General features: G+C 54.7%; 21 protein-coding genes. 19 read left to right on the top strand and 2 right to left on the bottom strand.

Features of this window, described 5'->3' with window-relative positions; translation table 11 throughout:
* Positions 1-129 precede the first annotated feature (129 nt).
* The 5 genes from yyaC (at position 130) to IAE55_RS27310 (ending at position 5,949) form a co-directional block, all read left to right on the top strand.
* Entirely contained in the window at positions 130-708 is a 579-nt protein-coding gene (gene yyaC, locus IAE55_RS27330) for a spore protease YyaC (protein WP_200634400.1), read from the top strand.
* Between the two features lie 92 nt (positions 709-800).
* A complete protein-coding gene (locus IAE55_RS27325) occupies positions 801-1,595 on the top strand; it encodes an alpha/beta fold hydrolase (protein ID WP_200634399.1) in 795 nt (264 codons plus the stop codon).
* Between the two features lie 193 nt (positions 1,596-1,788).
* Entirely contained in the window at positions 1,789-2,442 is a 654-nt protein-coding gene (locus IAE55_RS27320; protein WP_145164973.1) for a DUF6483 family protein, read from the top strand.
* Between the two features lie 39 nt (positions 2,443-2,481).
* Entirely contained in the window at positions 2,482-3,663 is a 1,182-nt protein-coding gene (locus IAE55_RS27315; protein WP_200634398.1) for a class I SAM-dependent methyltransferase, read from the top strand.
* A 189-nt stretch (positions 3,664-3,852) separates the two neighbouring features.
* Positions 3,853-5,949 (top strand): O-antigen ligase family protein, encoded by a 2,097-nt coding sequence (locus tag IAE55_RS27310; protein ID WP_325168690.1) that lies wholly within the window; start codon positions 3,853-3,855, stop codon positions 5,947-5,949.
* A gap of 193 nt (positions 5,950-6,142) precedes the next feature.
* Here the strand turns inward: IAE55_RS27310 and IAE55_RS27305 are convergent, their stop codons facing one another.
* Complete coding sequence (locus tag IAE55_RS27305; RefSeq protein ID WP_145164967.1) at positions 6,143-6,454, bottom strand: dehydrogenase; 312 nt, start codon at positions 6,452-6,454, stop codon at positions 6,143-6,145.
* Between the two features lie 148 nt (positions 6,455-6,602).
* Here IAE55_RS27305 and IAE55_RS27300 point away from each other — a divergent pair, with 148 nt between their 5' ends.
* The 13 genes from IAE55_RS27300 to IAE55_RS27240 all read left to right on the top strand — a co-directional run bounded on the left by IAE55_RS27300 (position 6,603) and on the right by IAE55_RS27240 (position 18,631).
* Entirely contained in the window at positions 6,603-7,217 is a 615-nt protein-coding gene (locus tag IAE55_RS27300) for a DedA family protein (RefSeq protein WP_105445348.1), read from the top strand.
* Positions 7,217-7,783 carry a thioredoxin family protein gene (locus IAE55_RS27295; RefSeq protein WP_200634396.1) on the top strand — a complete coding sequence of 189 codons (567 nt, stop codon included), beginning with the start codon at positions 7,217-7,219 and terminating at the stop codon, positions 7,781-7,783. The genes IAE55_RS27300 and IAE55_RS27295 overlap by 1 nt, the downstream gene beginning before the upstream one ends.
* A 9-nt stretch (positions 7,784-7,792) precedes the next feature.
* A complete protein-coding gene (locus IAE55_RS27290; RefSeq protein WP_105445275.1) occupies positions 7,793-8,419 on the top strand; it encodes an MBL fold metallo-hydrolase in 627 nt (208 codons plus the stop codon).
* Between the two features lie 286 nt (positions 8,420-8,705).
* Positions 8,706-9,089, top strand: coding sequence for an ATPase (locus tag IAE55_RS27285; protein ID WP_076176040.1), 384 nt, complete (start codon positions 8,706-8,708; stop codon positions 9,087-9,089).
* Between the two features lie 481 nt (positions 9,090-9,570).
* Positions 9,571-9,858: an Asp-tRNA(Asn)/Glu-tRNA(Gln) amidotransferase subunit GatC gene (gene gatC / locus IAE55_RS27280; protein ID WP_076176038.1), complete on the top strand. Its 288-nt coding sequence runs from the start codon at positions 9,571-9,573 to the stop codon at positions 9,856-9,858.
* Between the two features lie 30 nt (positions 9,859-9,888).
* The gene (gene gatA, locus IAE55_RS27275; protein ID WP_152400157.1) at positions 9,889-11,346 is read left to right on the top strand and encodes an Asp-tRNA(Asn)/Glu-tRNA(Gln) amidotransferase subunit GatA; all 1,458 of its coding nucleotides are present in this window, start codon (positions 9,889-9,891) and stop codon (positions 11,344-11,346) included.
* Positions 11,347-11,379: 33 nt separating this feature from the next.
* Positions 11,380-12,819, top strand: coding sequence for an Asp-tRNA(Asn)/Glu-tRNA(Gln) amidotransferase subunit GatB (gene gatB / locus IAE55_RS27270; protein WP_152400159.1), 1,440 nt, complete (start codon positions 11,380-11,382; stop codon positions 12,817-12,819).
* Positions 12,820-12,915: 96 nt separating this feature from the next.
* The gene (locus tag IAE55_RS27265; RefSeq protein ID WP_200634395.1) at positions 12,916-13,386 is read left to right on the top strand and encodes a GNAT family N-acetyltransferase; all 471 of its coding nucleotides are present in this window, start codon (positions 12,916-12,918) and stop codon (positions 13,384-13,386) included.
* Between the two features lie 30 nt (positions 13,387-13,416).
* Positions 13,417-14,130, top strand: a complete 714-nt coding sequence (locus IAE55_RS27260; protein ID WP_105445271.1) for an MgtC/SapB family protein — start codon at positions 13,417-13,419, stop codon at positions 14,128-14,130.
* 148 nt (positions 14,131-14,278) lie between these two features.
* Complete coding sequence (locus tag IAE55_RS27255) at positions 14,279-14,914, top strand: hypothetical protein (RefSeq protein ID WP_200634394.1); 636 nt, start codon at positions 14,279-14,281, stop codon at positions 14,912-14,914.
* Between the two features lie 61 nt (positions 14,915-14,975).
* The gene (locus tag IAE55_RS34295) at positions 14,976-16,247 is read left to right on the top strand and encodes a DUF4097 family beta strand repeat-containing protein (protein ID WP_145164959.1); all 1,272 of its coding nucleotides are present in this window, start codon (positions 14,976-14,978) and stop codon (positions 16,245-16,247) included.
* A gap of 123 nt (positions 16,248-16,370) precedes the next feature.
* Positions 16,371-16,796, top strand: coding sequence for a peroxide-responsive transcriptional repressor PerR (perR, locus tag IAE55_RS27245; RefSeq protein WP_076176019.1), 426 nt, complete (start codon positions 16,371-16,373; stop codon positions 16,794-16,796).
* A gap of 122 nt (positions 16,797-16,918) precedes the next feature.
* Positions 16,919-18,631: a glycosyl hydrolase family 18 protein gene (locus IAE55_RS27240; protein WP_325168689.1), complete on the top strand. Its 1,713-nt coding sequence runs from the start codon at positions 16,919-16,921 to the stop codon at positions 18,629-18,631.
* 80 nt (positions 18,632-18,711) lie between these two features.
* Here IAE55_RS27240 and IAE55_RS27235 read toward each other — a convergent pair whose 3' ends face one another.
* A complete protein-coding gene (locus IAE55_RS27235; protein ID WP_145164957.1) occupies positions 18,712-19,104 on the bottom strand; it encodes a DUF2614 family zinc ribbon-containing protein in 393 nt (130 codons plus the stop codon).
* 122 nt (positions 19,105-19,226) lie between these two features.
* On the opposite strand from IAE55_RS27235, the gene IAE55_RS27230 reads away from it, so the two are divergent.
* On the top strand, positions 19,227-20,105 hold the full coding sequence (locus IAE55_RS27230) for a nucleotidyltransferase-like protein (RefSeq protein WP_200634393.1): 879 nt from the start codon (positions 19,227-19,229) through the stop codon (positions 20,103-20,105).
* Positions 20,106-20,547: the final 442 nt, after the last annotated feature.

The following is a 20,547-nucleotide window of genomic DNA, read 5'->3' as shown; positions in this document are numbered from 1 at the left end:
TAGCATGTCTTCACGTCCGTTACTCTGTTTTTTTGTCCCATCCAGAAGCTCCCGTTTTCCAACCGGATCATTTTGCAGTAAAATCATTCTATCGAATGAAGAATGGACGAAGCAGGGAGGAGGCCAGGCATGTCATTTCAAGATCCCCACCACATCCGCGGCACCAAGCACAGCAAGCAGATGAACGCGCAGGGGCTGACCGCGTTTTTCAGGCAGATTCATGAACGCCATCCGCTGGATAAAATCACTTTTGTGTGTATCGGCACCGACCGGTCCACGGGGGATGCCCTCGGCCCGCTGACGGGAAGCGAACTGGTCCTATACGGCGTCCCGAATGTCATCGGCACGCTGTCCTCTCCTTGCGACGCGCACAATTTGGAATCGGCCATCGCAGACATACCGGCGGACCATACCGTTGTAGCGGTGGACGCCTGTCTGGGACATCCGGGTTCGGTCGGAAGCTACTTGCTGTCGGACGAGCCGCTGCTCCCCGCCAGATCGGTGGGCCGTATGCTGCCGGCCGTCGGGCATTACAGCGTGGCGGCGGTCGTCAATGTCAACGGGCCGCGGCCGTATTCGACGCTGCAGATGACCTCGCTGTATCAGGTCATGTCGATGGCCGGCCAGATCGCGTCTGCCGCAGCGGAAGGATTCGGACTCAGCGGGGCGGACGCAGAGGCCCGTTTCAAGTTATGGCCTTTGGCTTAATAATATACATAATTAATATATGCTTCATTTTTGCAAATCTATTACGATCATACCGGCGAAATTCAAGCTGATATAGAAAGAAGGATGTCATCATGGAAAAATTGATTTGTGACGGTCATACCCTTTGTTACACCGATCATGGCCAAGGTGAGCCGATTGTGCTGCTCCACGGCTTCTGCGGAAGCTCCGAATACTGGGATCTTTTGGTTCCGCTGCTGTCGGGCAGCCACCGGTGCATCGCGATCGATCTGCGCGGCCATGGGCACTCGGACGCCCCGCTCGGCGCCTACTCGCTGGAGCAGATGGCGGATGACGTCCTGAAGCTGCTGGACGAGCTCGACCTGCCGAAGGTGACGCTGCTCGGCCACTCGATGGGCGGGTATGTGACGCTATCCTTCGCACAGCGTTACGCATCGCGGCTGAACGGATTCGGCCTCATCCATTCGACGGGCTATCCGGATACCGAGGAAGGCAAGGAGAAGCGCCTGAAGGCAGTCAGCACGATCCAATCGGAGGGCGTTACCGCATTTATCGACGGGCTGATCCCTGGGCTGTTTGCACCCGATGCAGACCAGACTCATCCCGAGCTCATCCAACGGGCCAAGGAAATCGGTTATTTGACACCGCCGCAGGGAGCGGCGGGGGCTGCCCTCGCCATGCGGGAGCGCCCGGATCGGCGGGACGTTATGTCAGCGACGGTGCTGCCGCTGCTGCTGGTTGCCGGAGAATATGACAGCGTCGCGCCGCCGGAGAAGGTGTTCACGGTGGATAAGCCGAACGTGACCCAAGCCGTGATCCAAGGGGCGGGCCACATGAGTATGATGGAAGCCCCGAAGGAACTGGCGCGGGTAATCCTTCAATTTATGCAGCAGACGAAGAACGCATAATCCGTATTGCTCAACCGGAAGCCGGACCCAGGCTTCCGGCTTTTTCTTTTCCTCGGGTCTACCCTATGCCGGCTCCGGTCTGGCCCCTCCCTTTTTCTGATGAGTCCTGCAAGAACTGGCTTTGACCTCCCGAATGCCTTACAATCAAAGGGAAGCTGACAAGCTGATCTGAAGGAAGGACGGAGGACGATCCATGTTCCGCAAAGATTACCTCGTACAGATGGTTGAAGATATGGTCGAAATGGTTGGTAAAGTGTTCGGATTGAAACAGCAGAAGAAATATGCCGAAGCCCTATGGGAAATCGACGATCTGCTCAGCAAGAACTTCCGTCTCAATACCCGTCTGTTAAATTCCTTATCCGTAGAAGATATTATTGATATGTTTCGCCTGGGCGGCGGCGTGGAGGCTGACAAGCTGCAGACCGTAGCCCGGCTCCTGCAGGAGGAAGGCGGCGTGTACAAAGACATGGGAGAGGCGGATGAGGCGCTCAGACGTTTCATGAAATCGCTCCACCTCTATATATACGCTGACCTGAACGGGGCCCAGCGCTCCATGCTGCAGCTGCAGGAACGCGTGGCGGAGCTGAAGGACGAAGTGAAGGGATACCGTCTTCCAGTCAAGACCGAGAAGATTCTGCTGTCCTACGAGGAGAAGGAAGGCCGGTTCGACGAAGCCGAGAACGTGCTCTTCCGGCTGCTCGATCAGCGGGAAATCACGGAAGAAGAAGGTGTTTCCTTCTATGAAAGGCTGCTTGAACGGGAAGACGAAGCCCTGAATCAAGGAGGGCTCCCGCGCAGCGAAGTGCTGGAAGGCATGGAGACGCTGCGGCGCAGAATCAATGCCTGAAGCGAGCCTTATCTTAAGTTGAAAGCGAGATGTACTCTCTTGGAAGCATTACGCAAATTGATTCACGACATCATCGGGGAGTCGACTTTGATTACTGCGACGTTAAGCCAGCTTCGCAAACGTGAGGGAATTTCTTTCACCAAAGTCCAGATCAAACCCGTGGAATTAAAGAAAAAAGTGCATTACCAGCTGGCTTATGTTCATCCCAACAAAGTGGTGCATCAGAATCTGACGGCCGCAGAGGCCGAGCAGACGATCATAGAGCTGTTCGAGCAGACCTTCCGGCAGGCGCTGATCTGCACGCCCGAGGCGGATTACCAGATTCTGATCAGCAAAAAATATAAAGTATCGATCCTGACCAAGTCCCCGACCAAAACGACGGCGGATCTGGCGCATAACCGCAAGAAGCAGTACGTGCTGGAAGAAGGGGAACCTGTACCCTTCCTGGTCGAGCTCGGCATCATGAACGAGCAGGGCAAGGTGCTTGCCCGCAAATACGATAAGTTCAAACAGATCAACCGCTTCTTGGAAATGGTCGAGGACATCCTTCCCTCTCTTCCTGACAGCCGCCCGATCACCATCGTGGATTTTGGCTGCGGCAAATCGTACCTGACCTTCGCCCTCTATCACTATTTGGCGGTCCAGGAGCGAAGGGTGCTGAATGTTGTCGGATTGGATCTGAAGGCGGATGTCATCGAACACTGCAGTATGCTGGCGGAAAAGCTCGAATATCAAAATTTGCGGTTTCTGGTCGGTGACATTGCGGATTATGACGAATTGGAGCAGGTCGATATGGTCGTCACGCTGCATGCCTGCGACACGGCGACCGATGCCGCGCTCGAGAAGGCGGTCCGCTGGAACGCCCAGGTGATCTTGTCGGTTCCGTGCTGCCAGCATGAGCTGTTCTCCCAGGTGAAGAACGACGCCCTGTCACCGCTCCTGTCGCACGGCATCCTGAAAGAACGCTTCTCGGCGCTCGCGACCGATGCCATTCGGGCCAAACTGCTGGACTTGATGGGATATAAGACGCAGCTTCTGGAATTCATCGATCTGGAGCATACGCCCAAGAACATTTTGATCCGCGCGGTCAAAGGCAGCAGCGGCAACCGGGATCAATTGTGGCAGGAGTATACCGCGTTCCGCGATTTGCTCAGCGCTGCTCCTTACTTGGAGAAGGCATGTGCCGATTTGCTGCCCGAAGGCTCGCTCCAGCAGGAGTAAGATGAGAATGGCACCCGCCAATCGTAGACGAACAAGAAGTGCATAAATACGGCAGACGATATGAAGCGCAGCTTCCATTATCGCGGTGCACAGGACGAAGGCTCAGCTTTTAGGCTGCCCGTTTCGGCAAGTTAGCTTGGGGAAATACTGGCTAACAGAACGAGTGAACGGGAGCGTGAAATGTAGAGCATGAAAGAGTGTGCACGGTGGATGATGGGGGCTGCGCTGTTTGCCGTGATGGCGGCTGCGGTATGGCGTTCCGGCTTGTATTTTTCGACGGATCTATACCCGGTTTGGCTCGGCTTTGGCCTATTCTGCGCCGGGGCGGGAGGATGGGGGCTGTACCGGTTTAGCCGGGGCCAGACAGCCGAACGGCGACTGTTCAACCGAATGGCTGAAGCGTCACCGCTTGCGGGCTGGGTGCTGTGCAGCCCGTTTCTGATGATGCTTCTCTATGCCGTTCACGGGGCGATCGGTTCCGTGTCCGTGCTCGGGGACGGGAATCAGGCGCTGCGCTGGGCACTGTATGGGTCGTTCGTGGTGTTGGCCTGGTTGCAGGGTTCGGACAAAAGGGGAAGGCTTGTACTTGCGGCGGTGTGGCACATGACCGGAGGCCTTCTTGCTATGACGGCGCTGCTGCCGGTGTACGGATGGTTCCCGCTGCCTTATGCGATCGCCTATACGGCGGATCCCGAAGTGAGCGCCACCGGCGCGCGGCTGGCAGGCATGCTGCAGTATCCCAACACGTTCGGCGCCGTGATGGCGTTGTTTCTGCTCGAGCGGCTGTTCGCGCTCGGCCAGCTGCTGCAGCGGCAGCCGGCCGCACCACCCGGCCGCGTGCTCCTCGGCAGCCTGCCGCTGCTGCCGTACGTCGCCGCGCTCCTCCTCAGCGAGTCGCGCGGCGCCTGGCTGGCGGCCGGCGCGGCATGCGCCGCCGGCCTGCTGATGGAGCGGCGGCGCATGGCCGCGCCGCTCGTGCTCGCCGCCGCGCCCCTGGCCGGCGCGGCGCTGCTGTACCGCCAGCTGGCCGCGGCCAAGCTGGCGGCGGAGCCGTGGCCCGGCCTGCTCACGCTGGCCGGGCTGTGGGCCGGCGGCATGCTTGCCGGCCGATGGCTCCTGCGCCTGCGCGGCGAAGCCGCAGGCGCGGGGCGCCGCCGCCTGGGCATGGCGGCAGGCGGCGCGCTGCTGGCCGCCGGTGCCGCCGTGGTCTTCGGCACCGTGCGGGAGCGCATCGTGCACAAGTTCGGCACGATGTCCGCCCGCCAGGCGATGGTTCAAGACGCCTGGGCGCTGGTGAAAGAGGCCCCCTGGCTGGGCCAAGGGGGCGATACGTGGCGCTTGTCCTACCGCGCAGTTCAATCGTCTCCCTATGTCGGGAGCCAAATGCACAGCGGGTATGTGGATGTGCTGCTGAATACAGGGCTCATCGGACTCGTCCTGCTGACCGCCATGCTGGCCGCCGCCGGACTGCTGATCTTCAGGAGGTGCCGCCGCCTGCTGCCTTCCTACATCGCGTTCCTCCTGCACGGCGCAGTCGATATCGATTGGAGCTACGGGATGGTGTGGCTGCTGTTTTTCCTGCTTGCTGCCCAGGCAGCGGCGGAGCCTTCCCCCGTGGGGAAGATGACCGGCGGCGTTCTAGCTTCACCGCCGGAGCGCATCCGCAGGCACGTCCCCGCGCTGCTGTCCCTCTGGCTTGTCATCGCTTTAGGGAGCTCCTGCCTGGCGTACCGAGGCTATATGGGCCACGCCGAGCATATGCAGGCGCTGAGAAGCCGCGACAACCAGGCGGCAGCGGCCCGCCTTGCCTCATCGCTGCGGTGGAATCCGGCGGACTATTCGGCCGCCCTGGATTTGGCCGGGCTTGTCCCGCCGCCTGCAGCCGAGGCCATCCTCCGCCGCAGCCTCGCCTATGCGCCGCATCATCCCGGGCTGCTGTGGGCTCTGGCCGACAATGCCGGCCGGCGGGGCGATGCGGAGGAGGCTATTTATTGGACCGGCGCTGCGCTCCGCCAGGATAAATACAATGCAGGGGAGCGGACGCGCAGCTTGGAGTGCCTGCTGCAGCTCGCGCGGGCCGAGTATACCGCCGGGCATGAAGCGGAGGCCCGGCGCATCGCCCGCTTTGGCTTCGGGCTGTACCACGATTATGCCCGCGATGCGGAGGACACCCGGCTCCGGGTCATTCGTAATGACCGGGAGTTCGCCCTAACGTTCGAGGCCTGGGAATGGGGCAGGCAGCTTGCGGCTTTGTCCGGCGTGAGGGCTCGGTGGACGGTGGAATGACAGTATGCGGAGAGCAGGATGCAAACGGTTCGGCCGCTTCCTGGTTTGTGGTCACCGCGCTGCCTTTTCCTAGCGTGCGTAGGTGCTTTTCCTTGCGGCGCTGAAATGGGGGACAGCCGTAACAGCCGTAATGAAGCACGACTGCCCCGATGGTGCGCGTTGCCCGATGGCTGTTAGGTGGGTGGACCAAACGTTACCCGCCGTAAGCGTCACGGAACGCGCTGCTGAGCCTGCCCGGTTCCAGCTGCCACAGTTCGGCGAGCTCCGGACAGACTTCTTTGTCCCACCAGTCGCACTGCACCTTGCGGTTGCTCCGGTTTTCATGAATCCATATGAGGTTGCCTACTACTTTGCGGTAGTACATCGCTTCTCCCTGTTTGACCAGATCTGCCGGAATATGCACCTTCATTCGCTTGATCGCCCGGTAGAGCTCGTTGCTGCATTTCCTGCGGATGCCGCGTGCCGTTGGCAGAGCGGCCTTTTTGTTTTGCGGGATCTGGGGCATCTGACTCACTCCTTTACCCACACCATATGCTGCTTTTTCAAGTGAAGACACCGGCGGGAGCAGATTGGGCACCAAGTAGAAGTCATGTCCATCCCTGTGCTAGAATAGCTTTGAAGTAGAAGAGTACATTGGGGAAGTGGGGGCCGGCGTGCATTTAATATCGGATATCATTAATCAGTTATTTGACTGGATTCAAAGTCTGGGCTATTTCGGAATTATGCTGGGTCTGATGATCGAGGTTATTCCCAGCGAGATCGTGCTGGCGTACGGAGGGTTTCTGGTGTCGTCGGGCCATATCAACTATATCGGCGCGGTTGTTTTTGGAACGGTCGGCGGCGTGATCGCGCAGCTGTTCATCTATTGGATCGGCCGCTACGGAGGACGCCCGGTGCTGGAGAAGTACGGGAAATACATTTTCATTCATAAAAAACATATCGATTACGCAGAGGAATGGTTCAACAAATACGGGACAGGCGTCATTTTCACGGCCCGGTTCATCCCGGTGGCAAGGCATGCCATTTCCATCCCTGCAGGGATCTCCCGGATGAATCTCGGACGGTTTACGCTGCTGACCACCCTGGCTGTCATTCCTTGGTCCGCATTGTTTGTATATCTTGGTTACCTGCTCGGAGACCAGTGGAAAAATATCGATGAGAAGGCGGCTCCATACATAACGCCGATTCTGCTCATTGCACTGGCGCTGCTGATCGTGTATTTTCTGATTAAATGGATCAATAACAGAAGGAAGAGAGGCGTTCACTAATGGCTAAAAATGTGGCAGATTATTTGAATCGCGGGATTTCCCCGGAACAGTTCGTGAGCGGCATGCAGAAAAACCAGGAGGCTTTCAAGAACGGTTACGAGCAGTTTGCGTGGAGCGATGAAGGCGATAGGGAGTTTTTTGAAAGCCTGAAGTTCCGCGACGACCTCCGCGTGCTGATCCTGGCTGCCGATTGGTGTGGTGACGTAGTTCGCAACGTTCCGGTCGTATTCCGGGCGCTGGAAGCGGCGGAAATTCCGGTCGAGGTGTTTATTCTGGAAGAGAATTTTGATTTGATGGACCAGTATTTGACGATGGGCGGCCGGAGTGTGCCTGTAGTCATTTTTGCGGATACGGGCGGATACGTCTTGGGCACCTGGGGGCCGCGTCCGGCTCACGTTCAAAAGTTCATGGTCGAATTCAAACAGAACAATCCGGACCGGGAAGCTGCCGACTATCAGGACAACCTGGCGGTTACCCGCAAACAGATCGTCGAAGCTTACGGGGAAGGAACGGGCTTTCACGCCTCGATCATCAAAGAGCTGCGTGAACTGATTTCCGAATTTTGATCTGAGGCCATGCTGAACATCCGATCCTTTAGCCTCGGGCCGCTGGAAACCAATTGCTATGTCCTGACCGGCGACGATCCCGGCCGCGCCGTCATCATTGATCCTGGCATGAATCCCGCTCCGCTGATCCGGCACATTGAGGGTCTCGAGATCGAAGCCATTCTGCTGACCCATGCCCATTTCGACCATATGGGCGGCGTCGATGAAGTACGCAAGCTAACCAAGGCGCCGGTATATCTTCATGACCTGGAAAGCGAATGGCTGGTGAACCCGAGGATGAACGGCTCGCAGAACTGGCCGCAGGTAACTCCGCCGCTGACGACCGATCCCGCGGAATACAGCCTGGATGAGGGCCAGCAGCTGCAGCTGATCGGCCGCACGTTTACCGTCTACCATACGCCTGGACATTCGCCCGGAAGCGTCAGCTTCCTCTGCGGGAACGACCTCTTTTCCGGCGACGTCCTGTTCAAGCTTGGCGTTGGACGAACCGATTTGTACGGAGGAAGAGAAAGGGACCTGCTTGACTCCATCCAAAATACGCTGTTCACGTTCCCGGACGACGTGAAGGTGTATCCCGGCCATGGCCCTAAAACCTCGATTGGTTATGAGCGGGCGAACAATCCCTATGTCCGTTAAGGATGGATTTGATAGGTTGTCAGCATTTCCGACAATTTCTGAGCAAATTTGTCTGGACAACCGGTTACAAGATTGATACAATGTGATTAATTTGATGAACCTTGTTACTTTCGCGAAGCACGCAAGCTGTGGCCCGATCCCGGTTTGCGTTCTTTTATTTTTGGGAGATTTCATGTTCATCTCACTTTATTTTTCTCCATATATATTTTTTCTTCAGCTTTACATGTCTATGTTTTTCTAGTAGACTATACAAACAAATGAAAGACATACATCTAGGAGGTAGACGATGCTGCAATTAGGGGAGAAAATTGTAATCGTCGCGGACGCCTTTGAGCAGAACCTTCCTATTGGGGAATACGGTTATCTGATTGCCTATGACCGGAACCCGGATAATGCTTTTGATTACGTAATTCGGGTACCGAAGATTAATCGTAACTTTTTCGTGCCATCGAGTGATGTTGAGCCAGAAGAGTTGCTCATACAGCATGAAGTTGAGATGACCACGCGGGAAGCGCTGATCGATTACGCCCTTGCGACATATAACGAGAAGCTGTTTCATCAGATTATGAACGGCGAGCTTGAGCAGGATGAGAAGGAAGAAGAGACTGCGCCTGAAGTGCTCTCCCAGGCGGAATTTATCAAACAGGTAAATCTCCGTGCCTGGATTTAGAGGAGTCGGCTTATTAGCCGGCTCTTTTTTGCGTATTAAGATATATAGCTAAGCTGAAGGCTGCCCCCATCATCCATTTCAGCTTCTAACTTCGAAGATACGATATCCTTATCCCGCAAGAAATCTTCCGCCTAGTGCGGTTTGTCTTCTTCGAATGTACGACGATGGACCTTTAAGTGAAAGGTATATCAGCAGTGGCTTAGGCCAAGGAATGATATAAGGCGCCGGCCGGCAACATATCGGTGCGTTCCATTTTGACCGGGTGCATTGAATCTTCCTTGGTTCTACAATATAATTAGAAACGTTATCCTGAGGCTTTAATCCTTTAAACACCAGCAGTCTGCAAGGGCATATCCATGCGTTTTTGCGGCTATGGAGCCGCGAATTCCGGGCTGCTTCAGGACAAGCTGCTTCGCTGAATCGGATCCGGATGGAATGCCGCAGGGATGCTTAGATAAGAAGGAACAAGGAGGAACCGCTGATGAGTATTACCAATCAAGACGTTCAGCATGTGGCCAAGCTGGCCCGGCTCAATTTCACACCCGAAGAAGAGCAGATGCTGACCGAGCAGCTGAACGCCATTTTACAATATGCCGAGAAATTGAATGAACTCGATACCGACGGTGTGGAGCCGACGACGCATGTGCTGCATCTCAGCAATGTGATGCGCGAGGATGAAGCGAAAGACAGTCTGCCGATCGAAAAAGTTATGGCCAACGCGCCTGAAGAGGAAGACGGACAATTTAAAGTGCCGGCTGTCTTGGATTAGCGGCTAATCATTGAAGGGAGGAGCATTCATTTGAGCCTGTTTAACCATACATTGCAAGAATTACATAACAAGCTGCATGCCAAGGAGCTGTCCGTGCAGGAGCTTGTTGACCAGTCATTTCAGGTCATCGCCGAGCGGGACGAACGCATCGGGGCTTTTTTGACGTTGAATGAGGAGGAGGCGCGGAACACAGCCCGCCGTCTCGACGACAAACTGGCGTCCGGTCAGCCGCGCGGCCTGCTCTTCGGCCTGCCTGCCGGAATTAAGGACAATATCGTGACGGAAGGCTTGCGCACGACTTGTGGCAGCCAGTTTCTGGCGAATTTCAACCCGGTCTATGACGCAACCGTGACGCGCAAGCTGCGTGAGGCGGATGCCGTTACGCTGGGCAAGCTGAATATGGATGAGTTCGCCATGGGCGGCTCGAACGAAAATTCCAGCTTCCGGCCGGTCCGCAATCCGTGGGACCTGGACCGCGTGCCTGGCGGCTCAAGCGGCGGCTCGGCCGCGGCGGTGGCCGCTGGCGAAGCTTACTTTACGCTCGGATCGGACACCGGAGGATCGATCCGCCAGCCTGCGTCCTACTGCGGCGTAGTCGGATTGAAGCCGACTTACGGCCTTGTTTCCCGCTTCGGGCTCGTGGCTTTCGCGTCCTCGCTGGACCAGATCGGCCCGCTGACCAAGAACGTGGAGGACTCCGCTTACGTCCTCCAGGCCATTGCCGGCCATGACCATATGGATTCGACATCAGCAAATGTCGATATTCCGGACTATCTGAGCGCATTGACCGGAGATGTCCGCGGCCTGCGCATCGCGGTGCCGAAAGAGTATATGGGCGAAGGGGTCGACCCGGCCGTGAAAGAGAAAATTCTGGCCGCCTTGAAGGTGCTGGAGGATCTCGGAGCCGTGTGGGAGGAAGTGTCCCTACCGCATACCGAATACGCGGTGGCAACGTATTATCTTCTCGCCTCGTCGGAGGCGTCTTCCAACCTCGCGCGTTTCGACGGCGTCCGCTACGGCACCCGTGCCGACCATGCGGGCAGCCTGATCGATTTGTACCACGAATCGAGAAGCAAAGGATTCGGTCCGGAAGTCAAGCGCCGGATTATGCTCGGCACCTACGCGCTGAGCTCGGGTTACTATGACGCCTATTACTTGAAGGCTCAAAAAGCCCGTACGCTTATTAAGCAGGACTTCGACAACGTCTTTGAGAACTACGACATTATTATCGGGCCAACCGCACCGACGACGGCGTTCAAGCTGGGGTCCCAGGTGGATGATCCGCTGACGATGTATCTGAACGATATTTTGACCATTCCGGTCAGCCTCGCCGGCGTCCCCGCGATCAGCGTTCCTTGCGGACTGGCGGACGGGCTGCCGGTCGGCCTGCAGATCATCGGCAAAGCCTTTGACGAATCGACGGTACTGCGCGTCGCCCACGCGTACGAGCAGAACACCGAACATCATAAGCTGCAGCCGAAGCTGTAATCTCAGGCGGGACCAGGAGGGAGCAAGAACAATATGTCATCAACCAAATACGAAACTGTCATTGGACTGGAAGTCCATGTCGAACTGCATACCAAGTCGAAAATTTTCTGCGGCTGCTCCACCGAATTCGGCGCGCCGCCCAACACGCATACGTGCCCGATCTGCCTCGGACATCCCGGCGTACTGCCTGTTCTGAACCGTCAGGCTGTCGACTACGCGATGAAAGCAGCCATGGCGCTGAACTGTACGATCGCCGATGTAAGCAAATTCGACCGTAAAAACTACTTCTATCCCGATTCACCCAAGGCTTATCAGATTTCCCAGTACGACCAGCCGATCGGCGAGAACGGCTGGATCGACATCGAAGTCGACGGCCAGACCAAACGGATCGGCATTACCCGCCTGCACCTGGAAGAAGATGCGGGCAAGCTGACGCACGTTGACGGAGGATTTGCGTCACTGGTCGACTTTAACCGCGTCGGAACGCCGCTTGTCGAAATCGTGTCCGAACCTGACATTTCGTCGCCGGAAGAGGCGAAAGCCTACTTGGAGAAGCTCCGCGCGATCATGCAGTACTGCGAAGTTTCCGACGTGAAGATGGAGGAAGGCTCCATGCGCTGCGACGCGAATATCAGTATCCGTCCGGTGGGGCAAAAGGAATTCGGCACCCGCGCCGAGCTGAAGAACATGAACTCCTTCCGCGGCGTTCAGCGGGGCCTGGAGTACGAGGAGTACCGCCAGGCGGAAATTTTGGACGACGGCGGCAAAGTTGTGCAGGAGACACGCCGCTGGGACGAGGCCGCCGGCAAGACGCTGTCGATGCGCAGCAAGGAAGAAGCGCATGACTACCGCTATTTCCCGGATCCCGACCTCGTCAGACTTCATATCGATGAAGCTTGGAAGGAGCGCATCCGCGCAACGATTCCCGAGCTTCCGGATGCCCGGCAGGCGCGCTATACTTCCGAATACGGTCTCCCGAGCTATGATGCGGGCGTCATTACATCTTCGAAGCCGCTGGCGGACTTTTTTGAGGACAGCCTGAACTATACAAAGGATGCCAAAGCGGTTTCCAACTGGATTATGGGCGACCTCCTCGGATACTTGAACAGTACCGGCCTGGAGCTGCCGGCCCTCAAAATTACCGGCCGCGGTCTCGGTGAAATGATCGGATTGATCGAGAAGGGCACCATCAGCAGCAAAATCGCCAAAACGGTATTCAAGGAAATGCTCGAATCCGGCAAGCTGCCACAGCAGATCGTCGAGGAAAAAGGGCTTGTGCAGATCAGCGACGAAGGCGCGATCAAAACGATCGTCGAGCAGGTTGTCGCGGCAAATCCGCAATCCGTCGAGGACTTCAAGGCGGGCAAGCAGAAAGCGATCGGCTTCCTGGTCGGCCAGGTCATGAAGGAGAGCAAGGGCAAAGCCAACCCTGCGCTTGTCAACAAGCTGCTGGCCGAAATATTGAGCCAATAAAAGCTTGAGCTTCCCTTGGGGCTTGTCCGTGTGACAAGCCTCTTTTATTTAGCTTTCTATTTCATTTTTGCGAATGCGCTCGAGGTGATACCGAATATGATAAACAGACTGTTTCTGGATGACGAGGACATGGTCGATCAGATCTGGCGCCTGCAGCATATGGCTTACCGGCTGGAGGCGGAGCGGATCGGGTTTCACGACATCCCGCCGCTGATGGATACCCATGAAACGATACGCAAGTGTAAAGAGGATTTTTACGGATGCTTAAATGAGGACGGAGAACTTATCGGAGCGGTAGCAACGGAGCAGGAAGCGCCGGATACGATTACAATCAGCCGGATGATGGTTCATCCCGATCATTTTCGCAAGGGGATTGCGGGCAGCCTGATTCAGCACGTGCTGGATCTTCATCCGGATGTTCCCTTATTCATCGTGTCCACGGGAACCAAAAACACGCCGGCCGTGGCGCTGTACACCAAGTACGGCTTTATTCCTTTTGACCGGTATGAGGTAGCCCCGGGCGTGGAACTGACGACCTTTCACAGAGCGTCCGATTCGTCACAATAAATACCTGAGCAGAATGGGAGAGGTTGACCCTTGCAGGATCCATGGTATATCGATAATGTGCATATTTTGCTGCGTTTGCTGCTGTCTATGCTGCTTGGCGGATTGGTCGGTCTGGAGCGGGAGCGGTCCAACCACGCGGCTGGACTCCGAACTCATATTTTAGTGTGCATGGGATCGGCGTTAATTATTATGCTGTCTATTTACGGCTTCTCCGAATTCGTTCACGAGGTGAACATCCGGATCGACCCTGCCCGTTTGGCATCGGCCGTCATTACCGGGATCGGATTCCTGGGAGCCGGAACGATTCTGTTTACCGGTAAATCCATTACCGGTTTAACGACGGCGGCTTCCGTATGGGTCGTCGCTGCGGTCGGCTTGTCTGTCGGCGCCGGGTTTTATTTCGCGTCCGTCGCAGCCACGCTGCTTATATTGCTGACGCTCGTGGTATTTAATAAGCTGGAGCAGCGTTATATCAAAGGGAGCAAGCTCCACCTGTTCACGTTCCACGCCGTTTCGGTTCCGGGGCTGCTCGAATCAATCTCGGAATTGGTGCAGGCGGAAGGTATCACGGTGAAAAAATTGATTATCAATGAACGGAGTGCAGCCGCGCCCTTTGAGCTGGAGCCTCCCTCCACCACGCTTGAGATCTCGATGCACGTCCTGATCAAGCAGTCCTTTGATCCGCTGCGGCTGGCTTCGCAAATCCGGAAGCTGGAAGGAATTACACTGGTGTCCCTAGACTGACGAAAACGCCGAAAGCTCCCGGGTGACCGGGGGTTTTTGCTTTGACAGGCCGGATAATCCAGATATTGACCTGTTAATTAGGGGACAGAATAGGGTACTATCAGAAAAAAGGACTCGGCCAAACCATTTAAAGAAAGGAGCTGCAAGCATGCATTCTGCCGGACGTCACTCAACAAATTCAGCGGACGAACCGCAGAAAGGTAAACGCCGGTTACGCATTCATTCCAAGGCGGAGCGGGGAGTCCGCAAGCGCCGACTGTATTCCCGCAAGCGCAAATTTACCGCAGGGCTTCTTGCAGCGATTTGTCCGGGACTCGGCCATATTTATCTGGGATTGTACCGTAAAGGGATTTCTCTTATATTCGCACTGATGCTGGATGCGTCGGCGCTGCTCTATTTTTCTTCCATCGGCATCCAGATCAACGTACCATTGCTTATTTTGCTCGGACTTTTATTTCCTGTCGCTTATTTTTATAGCGTTTATGATGTGCTTCAAGCTGCGGATTATGTGATTTATCATCGGAAAAGGGCTGGGCTTGAGCTGCCGGATGAAGAGGAGACGGAACGGGCGCATCCCTTTGCCTTGGAACGCAGCATCGCTTTCGGCGTATATCTGGTTGCCGGCGGGCTGCTGATGATCGCCTTTTATCAGAAGCCCAAATGGCTTGGCATGTTTATTGAACAGTACGGACAAACCGCGGTTGCGGTCGTTTTGATCGTCCTTGGTTTGTTTTTCGGGCTTCGGGAGACGCTCCTGTTTTTAAACCAACGACGCGGAAGATGAACCGCTGCGCCATAGCCTGATTTATGGCCGTGCTGCAGCGTGAAAAGAGGTGATCGACAACGTGAACCGAAAACCCAAATTGCGGGTGGGGCGTTTTACTGCTGTGCTGCTGCTGGTTGTGACCGGTGCACTGCTGTTGACGGATGCGGTTCAAGGGACCGAATACATGCTGCTCCTGCTAAAATGGTGGCCGCTGCTGGCCGTCCTGTGGGGTGCCGAATATATTGTGCTGTACTGGTTTATGCGGAAATCGCGAACACCCGGCTGGGGGCGTTTCCGGCTGGATATCCGCGGAGTGCTGGTGGCTGTACTGCTGTCGGCTTCCGTCTTTGTCGTCACCGAACAAGACCACTACCTGCACTTGTGGAATAAGGTCAGTTTGAATTTGACGGCGGCTGGTGTGGACTACAGTGAGGCTAAGGGTAAGCGGTTTGATAAGGACCCGATTTCGATTCCTGTCGCCTTCGAGACCCAAGCGGTGAATGTCGACAATATTAATGGCGATATTTTGCTGCAGCGGGGACCTGTGGACGACATTCGGGTGGATACCGAGATGTGGGTGGATCAGATTACGGGGCCCGAAGCGGATGTGATCGGGCAGGAATCCACGGTTGACGTCAGCGACGGAACCACCGTTACGATCCAAACCAAAGGCAAGGCTTACGGGCAATCCGGCAAAAGACAGCCGCGGATGAACCTGACCATTACGCTGCCGGAAGACCGCCGCTTTAATTTTTCCATCCGGACGATGAACGGCGGTATTACCTTGAATAATGTAGAGGCTATTGAGCAAATTACGCTGGAAAGTGCAAATGGCGAACTTAAGCTGAACCATATTCTTGGGCAGGTTAAAGGAAAAACGCTGAACGGAGCTGTTCAGGCCGCGAACGTTACCGGCTCGGTCGATCTCACGACCAACCGGGGGAATATGGAGGCGATCGATGTTTCCGATTCTGTTGCGCTGACATCCCAGGTCGGGAATCTGTCGGTCATTCGGGCCCAGGGAAAAATCAATGTAAGCACCAAGAACGGCAACATTTATGTGGATGACATCAAATCGGATTTGACGGCAGAGTCGCTCAACGGCGATATTACGGCAAGATCGAACTCCGTCGGCGGAAACTGGGACATCTACAGCGCTGTCGGTGAGCTTATCCTTGATCTGCCTGGGGATGGCAACTACGCCATTGACGGAACGATCAGCTATGGCGATATTCATAATATGTTCCCCGAGTTTGTCGTGGACAAGAAGAGCATTACCGGCGAGATCGGCACCGGTGACTATACGATCCATGTCGAAGGCAACAGCGAACTGAATGTGAATAAATATTAAAAAAGGATGAACATGGAAGCTTTAACGGCTTCTGTGGGGCGGGGTCCGTTGACAAAGCTCAAAAGATAAACGTACAATAAAGTTATTAACGACTATGTTAAAACATTAAAGGCGGTGGGAATCATGTCTACGCGAGTCCAACATGCACTAGAACAACTGAAGGCAACAGGTGTTCGGATTACGCCCCAACGTCATGCGATTTTGGCCTATTTGATGGAGTCCATGAACCATCCGACGGCGGATGAGATATACCGCGCACTCGAGCCCAAGTTTCCGAGCATGAGCGTCGCGACCGTATATAACAATTTGAAGATGTTTATGGAAGCGGGAATGGTCCATGAGCTGACTTATGGAGATAATTCGAGCCGCTTTGATGCCAACGTATCGGATCACTTCCACGTGATCTGCGAGAAATGCGGCAAAATTGAAGATTTCATGTATCCTTCTCTGAAGGATGTAGAGCATACAGCGGAACAGAGCACTGGATTCAAGGTCAAGGACTTGAGGATGGAGCTTTATGGGATATGCAGTTCTTGCAAAGAACAATGATTTTTGAAACGTGCGGACTCCTGCAAAGGATTCTTCACGTTTTTGTTTTTCAGGCAGAACTTTCTGAACATCCGGAACATACCGGAAGGCGTGAATTGAATAAAATGACGGAGGATTAGCGAGTGAGCAGAAGAAGACGCAGACGCCGCCCCTCAGCGGGGAGGCGCTTTACGATATTCCTGGGCTTGTGCCTGATCATAGCCGGGGCCTATCTGACGGTGACCGAAATTCTACCGAACCCTTTGCATGAAAAACCGGATTGGCGCGGCATGGACAAGCCTATTTTCGTGGAAGGGAAGCTTCAGGCAGAACCAGCCGAAGGAACCGGTGAACAGCTGATGCTTCCGCTGCCGGTACTGCAGAAGGTGGTGGATCCGACGATTCGATATGAATCAGGGACCCAGTCCATCATTTTGACGACGCCAGTGCGGGTCATGCGGCTGCAGACAGGACAGAAAAAGGCGCAGCTGAACAACAAGCCGGTTGAGCTCCGGTTTGCTCCGGAGGAAAAGGACGGCGTGCCGTACATGCCGATTCAGCCGCTTAAGGAACTGTACGGGGTTAACATCCATGAGGATGCCGCTACGGGTGCCGTCATTTTGATGAAAGCCGGGGATACCATCCAGATGGGGGCGGCCAAAGGCCAGCCTGACGATAAGGTGAAGCTCCGAAAGGAGGATTCCATCCATTCGCCGATTCTGGCTGACATGAAGGGTGGTACCCCTCTGCGGATTTGGGATTCGGAGGGATCCTGGTATTTCGCCCAGATGGATAACGGCTACAGCGGGTATGTCCGCAAGGATGAAGTCTCACTTGGGGACAAAAAGACGATCGAAATTCCGCCTATCCCGCCAACCCGGGCGGAGCGCAGCTGGAAAGGCAAACCCGTCAACCTGGCGTGGGAAGCAGTCTATCAGAACAAACCCGATCCGGCCGTATTGGACGGACTGGACGGTATCAACGTCGTCAGCCCGACCTGGTTCAGCATTATCGACGGCAAGGGCAACGTGCGCAGCAATGCGGATATGGCCTATGTGAATAAAGCCCATGCCCGCAAGATGGAGGTATGGGGGCTGATCAATAACAGCTTCGATGCCGACATAACTACGAGCGCGATGGCCACCTACGAAACGCGGCTGAATACGATCAGCCAGCTGCTGGAGCTGGCGCAGATGTATCATTTGGACGGGATCAACATCGATTTTGAAAATGTAAAAACGAAGGACGGCCCCAATATTACGCAGTTTGTGCGTGAATTGAAGCCGCTGGCGCAGGATCGAGGACTGATCTTGTCGGTAGACGTCACGCCGAAATCAAGCAGCGAGCTGTGGTCCAAATTTCTGGACCGCAGTGCACTGAGCGAAGCCGCGGATTTTATTATGCTGATGGCTTACGATGAGCATTGGGCATCAAGTCCGGAAGCCGGCTCGGTTTCTTCCCTCCCATGGGCGGAAGCGGCTGCGCGGAAGATCCTGGATGAGGACGACGTGCCTCCGCAGAAGCTGATACTGGCCGTGCCGCTGTATACGCGGATCTGGTCGGAAGCGAGCAAGAACGGAAAGGTCGAAGTGTCCTCCAAAGCGGTCGGTATGAAGACCGTTAAAGATATTTTGGCCGAAAAGAAGCTGAAGCCGAAATATCTGGATGACGTGAAGCAGCATTATGTGGAGTATAAGGAAGACGGAGTCCTGAAAAAAATATGGATTGAGGACGCGGTATCCCTGCAGGCGAGAGTGGACTTGGCCAAGTCGCTCAAATTGGGCGGCGTTGCGGCTTGGACGCGAAGCTTCGGGACGGAGGATGCCTGGAAAGTGTTAAAAGGAATACAGCAGTAATCTTTATTGGATCAGCAATTATACTTTATGTAATAAAAAACCGGTACAGCCTGTGATCAGGTCGTACCGGTTTTTTGTATTTAATGATGATGCGGCGTTGCTTGGGTTCCCTGGCCTTGTTGAGCGGCTTGCAGCTCTTCGGGAGTAATATTCGCCTGGTTGGGATCCAGCGTCAGGATCGTGCGGCAGAACATGCAGCGGTCGGTTTTTCCGAGCATTTTGGTCAATTTGTGACATTCCGGACATTCGAGCTGCAGCGCGCTGGTCGACAGCATGCCGGCCCAGAAATATATTCCGAGGCTGCCCATCATGGAAATCAGGCCAATCACAAGACCGATGGCTGCGAATACCTTACCGGCATGTCCCCAAAATACGATACCGGCCGTCCCCAGAACCATCAGACCCATACCCAGCATCGTCAGCAGCAGGCCCCAAAGACGAAAAGCGTTAATTTTCGCTTGATTGAAAATCATGAATCTTTAGCTCCTATCATCAAATTTGTTGTATTTACAAAAAGAAGGAACTGACATGGACATGTAGAAGTATATTATAACTGAATTGGCTCATTTTCGCCAAGGAATGCATGGAGGGAGACGTGAATTTGTCCAATTTGTCCTTTTTTTATGGAGAGTCGGTTTATGTCGATGCCATGGGAACAATTATTTTTCGCCAAGAGGGTCATAAATTTGATGGATCGCTGCTACATGACTTTGATCTTATTATACTAATCGTTCGCGAACAAGAAGATAAACCGTTAACCGTAGAACATACGATGGCAGGGGAACTGCGCTGCCAAGTGCTGCATGTCAGTTTGGGCTCGCTTCGGCGTTGGCTGGTGGCCGGCGAGAAGGGGGACCTGGTGAAATGCTTCATGGAGGGAGAGATCGTTCACGATCCGTATGCCCGGCTGGTGCAGCTTCGTCAAGACTTCATTGAGTTCAGGCAGCCGCTGAGGGACCGGAAGATGCTGTATGAATTTTCCCATTTTCTATGGATGTACGTGGAAGCCAAACGTTATATGCAGGAAGGCTTTTACACGGATGCTTACCACAGCGTGCTGAATTCGCTGAAGCATTGGGCCAAGATCGAGCTGATCGAGCAGAAGGTTCTCCCGGAGAAAGCCGTATGGGAGCAGGTGCGCGGACTTAACACAGCCATTCATAAACTGTATGAAGAACTAACCCAGAGTACGGAAACGCTCGCTCAGCGCGTCGAGCTGGTCATGCTTGCCTGTGAGTTTTCAGTCATGTCCAAAATGGCCGAGTGCACGGTGCTGCTGCTGAATATTTTGAGAAGCCGGCCGAAGCCCTGGAGCGTGGAAGAGCTGGCTCATCATCCCGAGCTCGATATGATCAGCAACAAGCTGCCGCTGGTACTGCGGACGCTGGTCAACCGGTCGCTGGTACGCGAAACGGCGGTCTGGAGCGAAGGGGTGACTTACGGGAATCAGGGGATTCGCTATTCCGCCGATTAACTGTTTTTAGCAAGGGCATATATGAAGGCTCGGAAGAGAGGGGAGGGTCCCTCTTTTTTTGTTATCCCAAGGCAAAGAAGTGCTGCGAACAATCGCGTGTAGATGTGTAGCGTTCGGGAAATGCAGGCTCACCGTGTATGTCCATGAAATACATCTCTAAGGGTATAGCCAGGCGAAGATTGGGGAATTTTGAAAAGACATGCGGATTTTAAAAAGTGGTTGACTCCATTATTGTTTATGTGTTAAATTATATCTCGCCCCATTCAATGACGGTTTCCTTGAAACCTGATTATTCGACAAGATTTTAAAAGAAATTAAAAAAATGCTTGACGAAAAGATGGGCAATATGATATATTATAAAAGTCGCCGCTGAAACACAGTGATGACAATAAAACGAAGTTTGATCTTTGAAAACTGAACAACGAGTGAGTATAAACGCGAT

Origin of the sequence: Paenibacillus sp. S28, assembly GCF_016624415.1 — a bacterium.
GTDB lineage: Bacteria > Bacillota > Bacilli > Paenibacillales > Paenibacillaceae > Paenibacillus_AQ > Paenibacillus_AQ favisporus.
This window is presented reverse-complemented; position numbering and strand designations above follow the sequence as displayed.

Coding starts and splice junctions, on each gene's coding strand:
- IAE55_RS27310 (WP_325168690.1), top strand. CDS start 3,853: ATGAAAGAGTGTGCACGGTGGATGATGGGGGCTGCGCTGTTTGCCGTG.
- perR (WP_076176019.1), top strand. CDS start 16,371: ATGTCTACGCGAGTCCAACATGCACTAGAACAACTGAAGGCAACAGGT.
- IAE55_RS27320 (WP_145164973.1), top strand. CDS start 1,789: ATGTTCCGCAAAGATTACCTCGTACAGATGGTTGAAGATATGGTCGAA.
- gatB (WP_152400159.1), top strand. CDS start 11,380: ATGTCATCAACCAAATACGAAACTGTCATTGGACTGGAAGTCCATGTC.
- IAE55_RS27290 (WP_105445275.1), top strand. CDS start 7,793: ATGCTGAACATCCGATCCTTTAGCCTCGGGCCGCTGGAAACCAATTGC.
- gatC (WP_076176038.1), top strand. CDS start 9,571: ATGAGTATTACCAATCAAGACGTTCAGCATGTGGCCAAGCTGGCCCGG.
- IAE55_RS27285 (WP_076176040.1), top strand. CDS start 8,706: ATGCTGCAATTAGGGGAGAAAATTGTAATCGTCGCGGACGCCTTTGAG.
- IAE55_RS27295 (WP_200634396.1), top strand. CDS start 7,217: ATGGCTAAAAATGTGGCAGATTATTTGAATCGCGGGATTTCCCCGGAA.
- IAE55_RS27235 (WP_145164957.1), bottom strand. CDS start 19,104: ATGATTTTCAATCAAGCGAAAATTAACGCTTTTCGTCTTTGGGGCCTG.
- IAE55_RS27255 (WP_200634394.1), top strand. CDS start 14,279: ATGCATTCTGCCGGACGTCACTCAACAAATTCAGCGGACGAACCGCAG.
- IAE55_RS27325 (WP_200634399.1), top strand. CDS start 801: ATGGAAAAATTGATTTGTGACGGTCATACCCTTTGTTACACCGATCAT.
- IAE55_RS27305 (WP_145164967.1), bottom strand. CDS start 6,454: ATGCCCCAGATCCCGCAAAACAAAAAGGCCGCTCTGCCAACGGCACGC.
- IAE55_RS27265 (WP_200634395.1), top strand. CDS start 12,916: ATGATAAACAGACTGTTTCTGGATGACGAGGACATGGTCGATCAGATC.
- yyaC (WP_200634400.1), top strand. CDS start 130: ATGTCATTTCAAGATCCCCACCACATCCGCGGCACCAAGCACAGCAAG.